The organism is Arboricoccus pini (assembly GCF_900187945.1).
Classification (GTDB): domain Bacteria; phylum Pseudomonadota; class Alphaproteobacteria; order Geminicoccales; family Geminicoccaceae; genus Arboricoccus; species Arboricoccus pini.
This window is the reverse complement of the sequence record NZ_FYEH01000012.1, coordinates 13,378-28,331: the sequence shown is the minus strand read 5'-3', so window position 1 is coordinate 28,331 and position 14,954 is coordinate 13,378. Positions and strand designations below refer to the sequence as shown.

At 61.8% G+C, this 14,954-nt stretch carries 12 protein-coding genes; 3 read left to right on the top strand and 9 right to left on the bottom strand.

Translation table 11 applies throughout. The features are described from left to right. Positions 1 to 99 precede the first annotated feature (99 nt). A complete protein-coding gene (locus CFB17_RS14865; RefSeq protein ID WP_088562363.1) occupies positions 100 to 1,095 on the top strand; it encodes a cytochrome-c peroxidase in 996 nt (331 codons plus the stop codon). Next, positions 1,092 to 3,626 carry a DAHL domain-containing protein gene (locus CFB17_RS14860; RefSeq protein WP_088562362.1) on the top strand — a complete coding sequence of 845 codons (2,535 nt, stop codon included), beginning with the start codon at positions 1,092 to 1,094 and terminating at the stop codon, positions 3,624 to 3,626. Before CFB17_RS14865 ends, CFB17_RS14860 begins: the two co-directional genes overlap by 4 nt. Positions 3,627 to 4,012: 386 nt before the next feature. Here the strand turns inward: CFB17_RS14860 and CFB17_RS14855 are convergent, their stop codons facing one another. The 6 genes from CFB17_RS14855 to CFB17_RS19850 form a co-directional block, all read right to left on the bottom strand. Then, the gene (locus CFB17_RS14855; protein ID WP_088562361.1) at positions 4,013 to 4,981 is read right to left on the bottom strand and encodes an ABC transporter ATP-binding protein; all 969 of its coding nucleotides are present in this window, start codon (positions 4,979 to 4,981) and stop codon (positions 4,013 to 4,015) included. A 3-nt stretch (positions 4,982 to 4,984) separates the two neighbouring features. Continuing rightward, positions 4,985 to 6,004: an ABC transporter ATP-binding protein gene (locus CFB17_RS14850; RefSeq protein WP_088562360.1), complete on the bottom strand. Its 1,020-nt coding sequence runs from the start codon at positions 6,002 to 6,004 to the stop codon at positions 4,985 to 4,987. Further along, the gene (locus CFB17_RS14845; protein WP_088562359.1) at positions 6,001 to 6,891 is read right to left on the bottom strand and encodes an ABC transporter permease; all 891 of its coding nucleotides are present in this window, start codon (positions 6,889 to 6,891) and stop codon (positions 6,001 to 6,003) included. Before CFB17_RS14845 ends, CFB17_RS14850 begins: the two co-directional genes overlap by 4 nt. Positions 6,892 to 6,895: 4 nt before the next feature. Further along, positions 6,896 to 7,849, bottom strand: a complete 954-nt coding sequence (locus CFB17_RS14840) for an ABC transporter permease (RefSeq protein ID WP_088562358.1) — start codon at positions 7,847 to 7,849, stop codon at positions 6,896 to 6,898. A 26-nt stretch (positions 7,850 to 7,875) separates the two neighbouring features. Next, a complete protein-coding gene (locus tag CFB17_RS14835; protein ID WP_088562431.1) occupies positions 7,876 to 9,384 on the bottom strand; it encodes an ABC transporter substrate-binding protein in 1,509 nt (502 codons plus the stop codon). 497 nt (positions 9,385 to 9,881) lie between these two features. Further along, positions 9,882 to 10,016, bottom strand: a complete 135-nt coding sequence (locus CFB17_RS19850) for a hypothetical protein (RefSeq protein WP_279311752.1) — start codon at positions 10,014 to 10,016, stop codon at positions 9,882 to 9,884. A gap of 45 nt (positions 10,017 to 10,061) precedes the next feature. Here CFB17_RS19850 and cas2e point away from each other — a divergent pair, with 45 nt between their 5' ends. Next, entirely contained in the window at positions 10,062 to 10,367 is a 306-nt protein-coding gene (cas2e, locus tag CFB17_RS14825; protein WP_088562356.1) for a type I-E CRISPR-associated endoribonuclease Cas2e, read from the top strand. A gap of 518 nt (positions 10,368 to 10,885) precedes the next feature. Here the strand turns inward: cas2e and CFB17_RS14820 are convergent. Genes CFB17_RS14820 through CFB17_RS14810 form a run of 3 tightly spaced genes read right to left on the bottom strand, consistent with a single transcriptional unit; the run spans position 10,886 to position 14,785 of the window. After that, on the bottom strand, positions 10,886 to 11,851 hold the full coding sequence (locus CFB17_RS14820) for a response regulator (RefSeq protein ID WP_088562355.1): 966 nt from the start codon (positions 11,849 to 11,851) through the stop codon (positions 10,886 to 10,888). 33 nt (positions 11,852 to 11,884) lie between these two features. Then, positions 11,885 to 13,609, bottom strand: a complete 1,725-nt coding sequence (locus CFB17_RS14815; RefSeq protein ID WP_088562354.1) for a DAHL domain-containing protein — start codon at positions 13,607 to 13,609, stop codon at positions 11,885 to 11,887. 60 nt (positions 13,610 to 13,669) lie between these two features. Continuing rightward, positions 13,670 to 14,785 carry a cytochrome-c peroxidase gene (locus CFB17_RS14810; protein WP_088562353.1) on the bottom strand — a complete coding sequence of 372 codons (1,116 nt, stop codon included), beginning with the start codon at positions 14,783 to 14,785 and terminating at the stop codon, positions 13,670 to 13,672. Positions 14,786 to 14,954 lie beyond the last annotated feature (169 nt).

Genomic DNA, 14,954 nt, shown 5'->3' with positions numbered 1-14,954 from the left:
GCACGAGACCTTACGGCGCCCCTTCACGGCGGTCATGGAAGCGGCCACGATGGCGGTGGCAAGGACCGCTTCTCGGGTGGCATTCGATGGACTTGTTGCATGCGTCTTGACTTGGCCCGGGTCGTTTTGATCCTGCTGCTGGCATGCGCGCCGGGCCGGCTGGCGGCGGAGGACAGCGTGCTCTCCCATCGGGTGGCTATCGTGCCGGTTCCGTCGCCGCCGCAGGACGATGCGCGCAAGATTGCGTTGGGCCAGAAGCTCTTCAGTGATCCGATCCTGTCCAGGGACAAGAATGTTTCCTGTGCCAGCTGCCACGATCTGGACGGCTTTGGCGCTGACACGGCAGCAACCGATCCAGCCTTGTCCCCCGATCTGCGTCTGAATACACCTACGGTGTTCAATGTCTCCCTGGCCTTTCGCTTGGGTTGGCGAGGGGACCAGCGAACCTTGCTGGAGCAGGCGGTCAAAGCCATTCTCAATCCGGCGATCATGGGACTGGACGAGGCCACCTTGTCGGAGCGGCTTATGGACAGTGCCGCCTATCGTCCGCTCTTTGCGGCGATCTATGGAGGGACGCCCTCGATCGTGCAGGTGGGCGATGCCCTTCAAGCCTTCGAGCGTCAGCTCGTCACCCCAAATTCGCGTTTTGATCGCTATCTGGCCGGCGACAGCGGCGCCATTACCCCGACGGAACTCGAAGGCTATCGGCGCTTTCAGGAATATGGCTGCATCGCCTGTCATCAGGGGCGCGATGTGGGCGGCAATCTCTATCAACGCTTTGGAATCTTCGGCGATCCGAATGCAAGCCAACCGTCCAGTCGGGCGGCACTTGGTCGCTACGACATCACCCATGATGAGGCGGATCGGGGCGTCTTTCGCGTGCCCAGCCTGCGCAATGTGGCTGAAACCGCACCTTATTTTCACGACGGGTCGGTCGCTACCCTGGATGGGGCGATTCAGAAAATGTCGGGATTCCAGCTGGGCCGCGAACTGGATTCGGCGGACGTGGCGCTGATCGCCGACTTCCTGCGGACGCTTACCGCCCGTCCTCCAATCCTCGAGCAGAAGGACGCCGCCGGGAGGGCTATGCATTGAAGCGCGTCGCCCTGATCGCGGTTGCTCTCTTCCTCCTCCTGACCTTCCTCCTCGTCCAGACGCGGCCTGCCTTGGAGAATGCTCGGCATAATCTGGATCTGGTGCGCGATATGGTGATGACGCAGGCATCGCTGCAAAAGCTGGTGCTGGCGGCGCGGTCCTATCTGGTTGCCAACGACGACCCGATCGTCGCGGCCATGGACAGGCTGCGCGACGATGGAATGGCCCTTACAAGGGATTCCAACATGTCGCCCACCGAGATGGCACTGACCGACAAGGTTGCTGAGACGCTGCGTGTGCAGGAGTCGCAGGTCTTCGCCTTCACTGCCAGCAATGCCACCGTGCGCAATTCAGTCGCCTATTTTAGTCAATTGATAGCGCACAGCAGCCAACGTTCGGGGCCCTTCAGCGACGCGGTTGGCCCCTTGGCCAACGCCATGATGGGGTTCGCGATGACCACGGCCGCGGACGCCGATGAGCACCTGCGAGAGTTGCTGACGGCGCTCGACCGTCGGGTGCAGGCGCAAGACGACGATGGCGATATGCGTGCCATGCTGGCGCACGGTCGCATGATCGAGCGCACCTTGCCGGCTGTCGATCAGATGCTGCGTACGTTGGCCGAAGACCGTGCGGGCCAGTCCATCAACGCGCTGCAAGCGACACTCAACGGCGAAGTGGTCCAGATGGAGGCTCAATCCGCGCGGTGGCGGTTGGCTCTCTACACCGTGGCGCTTGGCCTCCTTGGGATGTTCGTCTTCCTCTACGGTCAGGTCCGGCGCAGTGCGCGCCTGCTCGATCTGCGGGCGAAGTCGCTCGAATCGCGCCTCGCGCTGGAGCAGATGGTGGTGGGGCTGTCGAGCATGCTTGTCGGCGTGCCGGCCGACAGCGTTCAGGCCGCGATCGAGGACGGACTGGCGATTCTGGCACGGCATTTCGAGGCCGATCGAGTCTATTTCCTGGCAACCCATCCAAGCTATGGCGAACGGCATTTCGCGATCTGGACGGCTGACGACGTACCGGACGACGAGGCGCAGCTGGCTTGGGCCGAGGCGGCGCTGACCCTGTTCGACGATGAAAGCTGCCCGCGGCAGGAGAGTGTGGCCATTGTGGACCGGGTCTCGCAGCTGCCGTCGGGCCCGTTCCGCCAGCAGTTCGAGGCCAATGGCGTGCGCTCGTGGCTTGGCGTCAGCGTCATGCATCGCAGCTTGGTGATCGGCATCATGGGCCTGGATCGGCTGCGCGTCGAGAAGCCGTGGCCGGCCGAGAATATCGGGCTGATGCGGATGGTCGCCGACACGGTGCTGCAGGCATGGCAGGGACGACTCTCCAGTCTCGAGCGCGACAGGCTGACAAGCCGTCTCCATCATGCCCAGCGTGTCCAGGCGGTCGGGACGATCGCCAGCGGCGTGGCGCATAATTTCAATAATATCCTGGGGGCCATTCTGGGCTACGCGGAAATGGCCCTGGAGCAGACCGGGCCTGGCTCGACAGCCGGAACCTACGTGCGCGAGATCCTGAGTTCGGGCCGACGAGCAGCCGACGTGGTCGAGCAGATCTTGACCCTTAGCCGCCAGCGCGATCACCATCTCCAGCAGGTCGAATTGGGTGACCTGCTCGACGAGACCATCCGGCTTTTGGAGATCTCGCTAGCAGCAAAGGTCGCGTATGTCGTCCATAAGGGCACCTCGCCGCTGACGGTCGCCGCCGATCCGGCCGAGGTGCAGCAGGTCATCATGAACCTGGCGCGCAACGCCGCTCAGGCCATGGACGGTGAGGGCCAGGTGACCATCTCGCTCGATCTCGAGGTCGTGACGGCCCCACGCCAACTCTCGCATGGCGAACTGGCGACCGGTGCCTATGCTAGGCTTTGCGTCGAGGATCATGGCGTCGGCATGAGCCGGGCGGTGATCGAGAACATCTTCGAGCCCTTCTTCACGACCAAGGATGCCGGCACCGGCCTGGGGCTGGCCACGATCCGAGTCATGGTGACGGAGCATCAAGGCGCGATCGACGTCGAGAGCGAACCTGGTCGCGGCAGCGTCTTTACCGTTTACCTGCCGCACGCGCAGCAGGTCGCCAACCTCCCCGGCAGGACGGGCAGCACGTTTCAGGGCCAGGGCGAGATCGTCATGATCGTCGATGACGAGGTCGGCCTTTTGCGCATCACGGAGGAGGCCGTGGCTTCGATGGGCTGCGAGCCCATGGGATTTAGCGATCCGCACGCGGCCCTCGCGGCCCTTGCCGCGGCGCCCGATCGTTTTGATCTGGTCCTTACCGACGAGGTCATGCCGCGCATGAAGGGGATCGAGTTGGCCGCACGCGTGAACGCGATCGTTCCCGACCTGCCGATCGTCTTGATGACCGGGCTCGTGAGCCTTCCCTCGGTTGAGCTCATTCAGCGCGTCGGCATCAAGGAGGTCGTGCGCAAACCGCTTCTTGCCGCCGATCTTCGCGCCGTGCTCGAGCGCCAACTGAACCCGGCGCCTCAGGCGGGGACCGAGGGCAGGGCGCTCACGTCCCGGACGCGCTGAGCCCGCACGGCGGCTGTAGCCGGCAGCCAAGTGATGCCCGTCCGTCCCCGCCGGGGGCATGCGCCAGATACATGACAGCATAAGAAAGCGGCAGCTGGCCGACAGGAAGAAATCAAGGCGATCCTACGGGCGATCACAGACGAGGCCCAACACCGAGGATTGGGGCCCAGCTCGCGCATCCGAAGGATTGCCGGCCAAAGGCAATGATGGGCGCAGCGGGATGGCACCGATCGACTACCGGAAAGTCCTGAGGTAGTGCGATCTTCTCGCAATTGACGGAAGATCCGGAAGACAAGGACCGTCTGGAAGAAACCGACGCCGAGAGATAGCCCGCGCTGAGTTGCGCCAACCAAGGAGCGGGGCCCGACGTGTCAAGGCGTCGATCTTCAGCCCCGCAGCGGCTCGAAGCAGGCGACGCTGGTGGACCCCGAGTGGAGTTCGGGAACGACGGTTCGACAAGTCTCGGCCACCCTCCCGCAACGTGGGGCGAACGCGCATCCCGGCGGCAGGGCCGAGAGGTCGGGCGGGGCGCCCTCGATGGTGCGCAGGCGACTGCTGCCTTGCGCCAGCTCGACGCGCGCATCCAATAGTCCCTGCGTATAGGGATGGCGAGGATTGTGGATGACATCGGCGATGTGGCCCGATTCGACGATCCGGCCCGCATACATGACGGCCACTTTGTCGGCCACCTGGGCGGCGACGCCGATGTCATGGGTGACGAAGACGACGGCCAGGCCGCGCCGTGTTTGGAGTTCGCGCAAGAGGAGGAGGATCTGGATCTGAACGGTCGCATCCAGAGCCGTCGTCGGTTCGTCCGCCAAGAGGATCGCGGGATCACAGGCGAGTGCCATGGCGATCATCGATCGTTGCAGCATCCCGCCCGACATCTCGTGCGGATAGTTGCCGAGCCGGCTCTCCGGCGAAGGGATGCGGACGTCCTCGAACAGGCGGAGTGCCCGCGCCCGCGCTTCGCTGCGTGACACCGGCATGTGTCGGCGGATCGTCTCGACGATCTGGTCGCCGACCCTGTAGACCGGATCGAGTGCCAGTCGCGGCTCCTGGAAGATCATCGACACAGTGCCGCCGCGCAGATCCGCCAGTGCCCGCCGGCCGAGCCGCATGACGTCCTGCCCCGCCACCTTGATCTCACCCTCGATCAGCGTGCCCTTGGGATGCAGGCGAAGGAGCGAGCGCAACGTGACGCTCTTGCCCGAGCCCGATTCGCCAAGGAGAGCCAGGACCTCGCCGCGGTCAACGGTGAGGTCGACACCGTTGACCGCGCGCACCTTGCGGCTGCCGCCTCGAAACGTGACGGCGAGATTGCGAATGTCGATGATGGCGGGCGGCGTCTGCATGGATCAAGGTGCTCTGCTCGGCGCCAGGCTATGCCCCGAGCCCGACATGTTGGCGAGGCAGGCGGCCTCATGATCGCCGCCGAGCTGCAGCAACGGCGGCTCCGATTGGCTGCAGACCGGCTCGGCAAGCGCACAGCGTGGATGAAAGCGGCAACCCGAGGGGGGATCGATCGGGTTCGGCGGGTCGCCAGCCAGCGGCGGCTCGTCCATGCGCTCCGCCGGGTTCGCCTTCGGCATGGAGGCCAGGAGCGCCTTGGAATAAGGGTGACCCGGTCGTTCGTAGATCGCCTCGGTATCGCCGATCTCGGCTGCCTTGCCCAGATACATGACCATGACGCGATCGCAGAGGAAGCGGACGACGTTCAAGTCATGCGAGATGAAGATGTAGGTAAGGCCGAATTCGTCCTTCAGGTCGAGAAGGAGGTTGAGAACCTGCGCCTCGACCGATTTGTCCAGCGCGGACACGGCCTCGTCCAAGATGACGAGTCTCGGTTCGAGCGCGAGCGCGCGTGCTATGTTGACCCGCTGGCGCTGCCCGCCGGAAAGCTCGTGCGGATAGCGGCCGGCGAAACGTCCGGGATCGAGTCCGACCCGATTGAGCAGCGCATGGGCCCGCTCGGTCGCGGCGCGTGCGGTGACGCCGTGGATCCGCGGCGCGAAGGCGATCGATTCCTCGATCGTCAGGCGGGGATTGAGCGAGGCGTAACTGTCCTGGAACACCATCTGCACCTGCCGCCGATAGGCGCTAAGCTCGAGTTCGTGACCGAGCTTCTGGCCATCGAAGAGAACCGTTCCCGAGTCCGGGTCCAAGAGCTTCATGATGAGCCGGGCGGTCGTCGACTTGCCACAACCGCTTTCGCCGACGACACCCAGCGTCTCGCCCTTCTTTACCTTGAAATCGATACCGTCGACCGCGCGCACGACGCGCCGTCGCATCAGGCCTGATCCTTTCACCGGGAAATGCTTGACCAGTCCCTGTACGGTTAAAAGGGGCTGGGCCGGACCGCCAAGATCCAGGCTCATGTCTTGACGTCCATGGCGTTGCGAAGCCCGTCTGAGAAAAGGTTGAAGGCGATCGAGGTGATAAAGATCATCACGCCCGGCAGGGCCGCGATCGTCGGATTGATGTAGATCGCCGTACGCAGGGTGTTCAGCATGAGGCCCCACTCAGCATCCGGCGGCCGCACCCCCAGTCCAAGGAAGGACAGGCCGGCTGCCAGGATCATCGAAACCGAGATGAGGCTGGTCGAGAAGACGAAGATCGGCGCTAGGACGTTACCCAGGATGTGGACGCGAACGATGGCCAGCGAACCGGCGCCCGATGCGCGGGCCGCCTCGACATAGTCAAGCCGGTGCACCTGGGTCGTCACGCTCTCGGCGACACGCGCGATCTGCGGAATGAAGACGACGGTGAGCGAGACCAGTGCGTTAGTGAGGCCTGAGCCCAGCGTGCCGGAAAGTGCCACGGCCAGCAGCACCGAGGGGAAGGCGTAGAACACGTCGACGGTGCGCATGATGATGCTGTTCGTCAGGCCGCCCGCATAGCCGGCGATGATGCCGATGGCGCTGCCGAGGACGAAAGCCACTGGCACCGGCACCACGCCCATGACCAGCGACAGCCTGGCTCCCCAGATCAGGCGGGAGAGCATGTCGCGGCCCAGCTCGTCCGTACCCAGGACATGGCCGGGCGTGCCGAGCGGCTTTAGTCGGCGGGCGAGACTGCCCCGCGTCGGATCGTCGGGAGCGAGGTAGGGGGCCAGGATCGCCATCAGGATCAGGAGGGCGACGACGATCAGGGCAATCATCGCGATGCGATCGCGGCTCAGCCGGGCAAGAACGCCTTGCCAGTAGCCGGGCGAACGGAGCACGATGGCCGGTTGGGCTTTCTCGCGGGTCAGCGTCAGGGCCAACGGCTCAATTCCTCTGGATGCGGGGGTCGATGGCGCTTTGAACGATGTCCACCAGGACGTTCATGATGACAAAGAAGAGGGCCAGTATGAGGATCGTGCCCTGGAGCATCGGCAGGTCGCGGGTGAAGATCGCGTTGTTGAGGAGAAAGCCCGTTCCGGGCCAGGAAAAAACGGTCTCGATCAGGATGGAGCCGCCCAGCAGATAGCCGAGCTGCAGGCCCATCACCGAGATGGCCGTGGGCGCGGCGTTGCGGATTACGTGGCGGAGGATCTGGCGGGGCATCAGACCCTTGGCGGCCAGCGCCTGGACGAAATCCTGCGCCAGCACCTCGGCGACGAGCGAGCGGATCGTCCGGGCGATGATACCCATCGGGATGACCGACATCGTCAAGGCGGGCAGGACGAGGAAGCGGAGATAGCTCCAATCCAGGGCCCGTCCCCCCGAGCCGTCCGTCCCGCCGCCGGTGGCCGGCAGCCAGTTCAACTCGACCGAGAAAATGATGACGAGGACGATGCCCAGCCAATAGTGGGGAACGCTGACGCCCAGCATGGCGATGCTGGAGGCCAGGCGGTCGATCCAGGAGCCCCGATAGAGGCCGGCCAGGAATCCGAGAAGCGAGCCCAGCGAGAAGCCGATCAAGGTGGCGACACCCGCCAGGATGAAGCTGTTGACCATGGCGCCCAGAATCTCGCGCGTGACCGGCCGGCCCGTGGCGATCGACAAACCGAGATCACCATGCAGGGCCCGAAGCAGCCAGAGGAGATACTGGATAACAAGCGGGCGATCCAGGCCGTAGAGCGCCCGCATCTGCGCCTGGAGCTCGGCCGTGGCATCGGCGGGGAGGATCGCCGCCAGGGGATCGCCCGGTGCTATGTGGAGAAGGAGGAAGCAAACGATGCTTACCCCGAACGCCACCGGGATGACATGCAGAAGACGTTTGAAGGCATAAGCCAGCATCAGGGCGATCCCCGCATCTTCGGCGGTCAGGCCATCGTGATCGGCGAGAAGTCCTGAAACCAGTTCTGCGCTTGAACGAAGCCCTTGACCTTGGGGCTCATCGCGCGGGGATTGACGTCGTGCGCCACCATCAAGAAGAGCGCGTCGTCGACGTATTTCTCATGGACCTTCTGCAAGACCTTGACCTGCTCGTCGGGATCGAAGGTCGTGCGCACCTGGCTCAGGAGCGCATCCATCTCCTTGTCGCAGTAATAGCCCCAATTGGTTCCGTTAGGCGGCGCCAGATCGCATTCGACCTGCCGGATGAGGCCGCTGAACGGGTCCTGGATGAAATAGGAATAGTTGACGGCGTCGGCGCCCTTTGCAGTCGGATCCTTGGCTCCCGCCCGCCAGATATTGATGACGGTATTCCAGTCGGCCACCTCGAATTCGACGTCGATGAAGATGTCGGCCAGGTTTTGCTGAATGAGCTCGTTCATCGGCAAGGGCAGCATCTGCCCCGAGCCCGAGGGCGAGATGACGGTCTTGGTATGCAACCGTTTGTCGGGTCCATAGCCAGCGTCGGTCATCAGCTTCTTGGCGGCTTCGGGATCGTAGGCGAGCTTGAAGCTCGGATTGCCAAACCAGGGATGCCCCGGGGGGAAGAAGCCCTCGGCCGGAATCATCAGGTTGCCCAAGAGCGATTTCATGCCTTCCCGGTCGACGGCCAAGTTGGCCGCTTTGCGGACGCGGATGTCGTTCCAGGGCGACCCTTCAACGCGCGAGAGATGCCAAGTCCAGTTATGCGGATAGGAATTCGTGACGATGTCGAACCCGGCCGCCTGCAAGGACGGCACGGCGTCGGGCGCCGGCGCCTCGATCCAGTCGACCTGACCCGAACGCAGGGCTGCCACCCGTGCGTTGGGCTCGGGAAGGGGGATGAGGACCAGCGATTCGAGCTTGGGGACGCGTGTTGCGTCCCAGTAGTCCTTGTTGGGGGTGAGTTCGGCGCGCTCGCGCGGGCGAAAGCCGTGCTCGAGCTTCCAGGGTCCGGTTCCGGACGGCTTCTGGGCGACGGCATCCCAGCTCTTGCCCTGGGCTTCCCAATTGGCCGGTGAGGAGAAAAGAATCCAGGCCAATTGGTAGGGCAGCGTCGCGTCCGGCGACTTCGTCGTGATCTCGACCGTCTTCGGGTCGACGACCCGGTAGCTGGCGACCGAGGGGATGCGCGAGCGCCCCTGGGCGGACTGGCGCGGATCGAATTGCGGCGAATCCTGCTTCAAGAGCTTGTCGAAATTCCAGACGACGGCCTCGGCATCGAATTCGCTGCCGTCATGGAACTTCACGCCGTCGCGGAGCACGAAGGTCCATTTCGTCTGGTCATTCGCATCGACCTTCCAAGACGTAGCCAGAGCGGGGATCAAGACTGACGGCTTCGTGGCGCTCGAAAGATCCCACCCGACCAGCGCGTCGTAGAGCGTCAGACCCATGAAGCGCTGGCCTTCACCACCCTGGTCGGTCTGACCGGTCGTGAGCGGAATGTCGGAGGCCGTCATGCCGATCCGCAATGTGCCGGCGCCGGCCGCAGCGAGCGCCTTGGACAGCGGCAGGCTGCCGACCAAGCCGGCCAGGGGAAGCTGAAGGATTGATCGACGAAGCACGACATCTCCCTTTGTTGCGACTCATCACAGCATGGTTGAAGAGATTGTTTAGCAAATTCCATGCCGCTTCTTTGACAAGATGACCGAAGATAGGCTTCGTCGCCCAAGTGCGGGGATTATTGAATTTCATGGTCCGCGACGTGCGCAATCGCCCTGTGCTAAATAAATATTATTGTAAAAGAATGAATAAAAGAATCTTTTATTCACAGTTAGCTTTTTATATTATAAAGTATCTAAGCGTGTAATCTTTTATGTACTAGACTATTGCCCGGCGAGGTGAGCGATCAGGCCCATCGACTCGCGTGGCCGCCCAGGCCATACAAGGCAAGAGCCTTAATGCCCCGTCGCTCGAGAGCGCGGTCCGGCGGGGATGTCGTGACGCGTTCCGACGCTCAAATCTCCTGGAGCGGCTGATCCCGCTCATCGATTCGATCCTGGAAGCGGGTGGGCTGGCGCGCCCCGACCCGCCGCCCGATGCCCAGCCGGTCGCTTTCGAGGATCCGGCCCCATCGGGCAATGAGGGTCATCGTGGCTGAGCCTCTCCGGAACGCTGGCGTCGAGGAAGGTTGCTCATGATGATGATTGTCACTGAAAATGTCCCGCCGCGCCTACGCGGTCGTCTCGCCGTTTGGCTGCTGGAGCTTCGCGCGGGCGTGTATGTCGGCAGCTATTCCCGGCGCGTCCGCGAGCGGATCTGGGCCGACGTTCTGGCTCAGGTGGGGGAGGGCAACGCCGTAATCGCCTGGGCAGCCCCCAACGATGCCGGTTTCGCCTTCGACACATGCGGTCGGAACCGTCGCGTACCGGTCGACTTCGACGATTTTCGCCTCGTCGCATTCCATCCGTCGGCCGATCTGAACGAAATTCCGCCCTTTTAAGGGCAGGGAGATTTCCTTATCATCGTCGGTGCGTTCTTTGGCATCGTAAAAGTCGTTGCGTTACAACACTTTCCAGCAAGAGTGTTCCCCGCATGCGCGGGGATGAACCGGCGATAATGCTCGATTGTGTTTTGGTCTCGCTGTGTTCCCCGCATGTGCGGGGACAGACCCTCTGCATGTCCGAGACGACGAGTCTATGCTGTGCGTTGTAAAAAGTGCAATGCTTGCGCGTTGTCGATAAGTTACATTATGACAATTATCTTCTAGACTAGAGAGCGGTGCGGCGAACGCTTGGCATCATCTCACGCGATAAAGCCTCGATTGAGCCATATGCTACTGCTTGCGTAGCAACATCATGGCAGCGCCCTGATAGAGAACATCACTTGCCGGATGAGCGCATTACCGCGCCACGGGACGGTCGATCTAACTGGCTTTGCTATCATCGCTGATGGGGTCGGCAATCGACCGATGCTCGATGAGGCCTGGTAGCACGAAACCGGGCTCATTCCTCGCGGCGTTCAGAGCGAAGAACGATCGCGCACCTTGGTGAAGCGGGCAATGCTGCGCACGAAACTTTCAAAGACGCCGGATGTGACAGCACTCGGGTCATGCCGCGGTGTCGGCGGAGACAAGCGAATGTCGGCCAGCCGGCGATGATATTCCCGCATCGCCGCGCCTACGGCCAAGCGGAAAATATTGGGGCTTAGAGGTTTCATCGCGAAACGATAGATCTGGCCGCGATTGATCAGCTTGATGATCGTGTCACTATCGGGGTTGGTGGTGACGACGACGACCGTAATGGCTGGATATTGCTCACGAATGGCCGCCAGCATGTCGGTGATGTCGACGCCGTCGACGATGCTGTTCGTCACGATGACGCCCACATCATGCATCTCGATCATCTCGAGTGCCGTCTCGATGGTGGAGGCCGTGATCACGTGGTAATCCTGCGTGAACATCTCGACGACTTCCTGACGGTCACTCGCAATGCCGTCGATCGCCAGGAGCTTGGCCGCCGTCGCTAGAGGCAACTGACTGCTCGACCGCGCCACATCCTCGGCGGGGGCTCCTTGTGGGCTGGCCGCCGCTGCGAGTGCTGCTTCTCGATCGCGCTGGGAGATCTGTACCGCTTCGGCAATGACGGCGCGAAGCTCATCCTGGTTCCATGGCTTGTTGAGAAAACGAAAGACCTCGCCTTCGTTGACCGCGCCGATGATGGCTACGAGATCGCTATAGCCAGTCAGGAGGATGCGGACCGAATGCGGCCAGCGTTTGGCCGCTTGCGCCAAGAGTTCGATGCCAAGCATTTCCGGCATGCGCTGGTCGCTGGCGATGACGTCGATATGATGCGCTTCGAGAATAGCTAGGGCTTCACGGCCGCTATTGGCCGTGAAAACCTGATAATCCGCGCGAAACATGATCTTCAAGAGTTTGACGACGCGCTCTTCGTCGTCGACGAAAAGAAGGGTTGGCTTCTGGGTCACGAACGGCGCTCCTCGATTTGAGAAGAAAAGATTTCAGACTGCCGCGACAAGCCGCGTGTCAGCAGTGGCGGCGTCATTCAGCTGATGGCGGATGGGAAGAAGGACCATGAAGGTCGTACCTCGCCCCTCCTCGGAATTGACCGTCAGCGACCCGCCATGATTGTGGACGATGCGATAACAGATCGAGAGGCCCATGCCGGTCCCCTTGCCGACCTCCTTGGTCGTAAAAAACGGATCGAAGATCTTGTCGCGAATCGCGGCCGGAATGCCCGGGCCGTCGTCCGCAATCTCGATAACCACCTGATCCTCGCCCTCCAGACGGGTTCGGATGGTAAGCTCGCCACGACGATCAAGGCTTGCCATTGCATGGGCGGCGTTGTTGATCAGGTTCAAGAAGACCTGTTTGATCTGCGAGGACGAACCGGTTATCGACGGCACGTTGCCATAATCACGCGTGACGTCGGCCACGTATTTCAACTCCGAGCGTGCAATCAAGAGGGCATTCTCGAGTCCTTCTTCGACGGAAAATTCGTCGAGCCTGCCTTTGTCGAGCCGGCTGAAATTCTTCATCGTCAGGATAAGGGTTGCGATCTCCTCGATGCCGTGCAGCCCCTCTTCGAGCAACATGTGGACTTCATCGAGCAAATTGGTCTCGGCACCGGGCGTCTTGATCTGGCTGAGCGCCTGTCCCCCGTCGGCAGCTGCCACCAGGGCCAGTTGCTCTCTGATCAAGGAGAAGACTGCTTTGACATAGGCCAAAGGCGTGTTGATCTCGTGCGTGATGCCTGCAACCATCTGCCCCATCGCGGAGAGCTTGGCCGATTGGATGAGCTGGGTCTGCACCTCGTCATTGGCGAGTTGCAATTTCGAGTTCGACGCGTCGAGCCGGGAGAGGTGCCGATAAAGGAGCCAACCGGCCGAGGCGAGGCTGCCGGCCAGGAGGGCCAGGCAGATGAGGCCAACGTCACGATAGATCAGGGACTTTGCCTCGATCTGGTCCCTCAGCCCGCGCAACTGCATCGCCAGGTGATCGATTGCCTTGGCGGTCGGCAGGGTTACAGCGCCCACGATCAACTCGTTGCCCAACTGACGCTGCCGCAGAATGGTGTCCGTGTGTTTGACCAGTGTCGCGGCCTTGGAGCTCGCTGTGGGCGACACACTTTCGGCCACCCGCTGCAATTCCTGCATCTGCTGACCGATGACATCGCGCAGGCTATTATTGGGTGTTACCATGTAACTGGTAACGCTCGTCATAAGTTGGTTCAAAATACCGGCGATCCGCGATTGAACGGTCAGATCGACGTCACTCGACTGGGACACCATGAACAATTCGCTGTCGGCCACGGAAAGAAATCGCGATGAATTGCTCAAGACCGCATATTGCGCCTTGATCCGGTCCACCAACGCGATTTTCTGTGCCATCACGGCCTTGTAGTCGGCCAGGGCCTGCGAGGCTGCTGCCGCCTCGTCCTTGGTGTGAATCGCAGCGATTGTGCGCTCGAGCCTCTCATAGGCTGCGCTAAAGCCGCGAAGCGGCGTCGTTACGACATCGTAATTGCCGTTCAGACCGAGCTCGAGGCTGAGAATGTCGGCTGTCCAGCGCGCATCCGTTTGCTTCAGCTCGGCCAACTCGTCATCCGCCTCACGGAACTGCTGGGTTGGCGAATGCGATAGCAAGAAGAAAGATGCGGTCGTCGCGGCCAGGACGACGATGCATATTGCGAGCGACCATCCGTGCTTTGGTATTCGTCTTTCCATCGAGAGACCTCTTTGCAACTTCCTACAGCACGGCGGGGATTTGAGTTGGCCGAACCGTCGTCAATGAGCGGCCGCACTGGCACTTGGGGCATCGAGGGGCTTGCCCTCATAGTCGCCCGTCAGGGTCTGCAGAAAGGCCACGATCAGGTCGACGTCGCGCTCGCTGATGGGGCGGCCCAACTGATATTTTGCCATGATCCGAATGGCATCCGGCAGTGTTGTTGCGGAGCCGTCATTGAAATAAGGTGCCGTTAAGGCGACGTTGCGAAGGCTCGGCACTCGAAAGACGAACTTGTCCTCTTCCTTGCCCGTCAGCCGATAAAGGCCGGTATCGAAGGGCGTTGTTGACCCCTTCCCGCGAAAATAATCGCCGGGATCACCGAGGACGCCAAATACCTGCATCATGTTGCCACCCACGTTCATTCCCTGGTGGCAGGCGATGCACCCGTAGGCCTTAAAGAGGCGATACCCCTCGAGCTCGTCCGCATCGACGGCTGCTACATCACCGCGGAGATAGCGATCGAAAGGCGCATCGGGCGTCGTCAGAGAGCGCTCGTAGGTAACGAGGGCGTCGATGGTCGCATCTGGCGTCAAGCCTTGCGGATAGACTTTGGTAAATTCTACGGAGAAGCGTTTGTCGGCCTTCAGTTTGTCGATGATCTCGGGCCAAGTCGCACCCATGACGGTCGGATCCTTGATGGCGGCATCGAGCTGCGTCGCCAGCGAGGCGCCCCGACCGTCCCAATTCAGCCGGAAGTTAAAGGCAGAGTTGAAGACCGTCGGCGTGTTCGTCATGCCGGGCTTTCCGTCCAGGCCCGCCGATAAAGGCAGACCGTCGGCACCTCCGCGCTCTAAGAGGTGGCAGGTCGAACATGAATTGCTGTTATCGTGCGAAAGGCGCGGGTCTCTAAACAGCGAAGCGCCGAGCTTGACCTTGCGTAAATCCAGATCCTGATGCAACGGAATGGGGACGATGGCTTCTTGAGCCGAGACCGCTGGTATCGCTGTTAAGAATGCCAGGTTCACACCCGCGAGTGCCCGGACTAGCCAATCCGCAACAGACAACGCCCGTCGATTGCCGGCCCGACATCGCCGTCGCCTCGGGCGAACGGGCCTGGCCGGCAATATGGGCAGGCGTTTGGTTTTTGCTGTCGCGCCCTGTGAGATCACAGACATCATCCTCGGTCTTGCGTCGCCCCAATCTTCATCGCCCTGCGGTCAGTCGCGGTAATGCCAAAATCGCATGCGCATATATCAATACTGACGACAATGATCGTAATCATACTCGCATGTATTTTCCGCATATCATCTAACGACTATTTGGGGCCATTCATCGGCGAGTAAC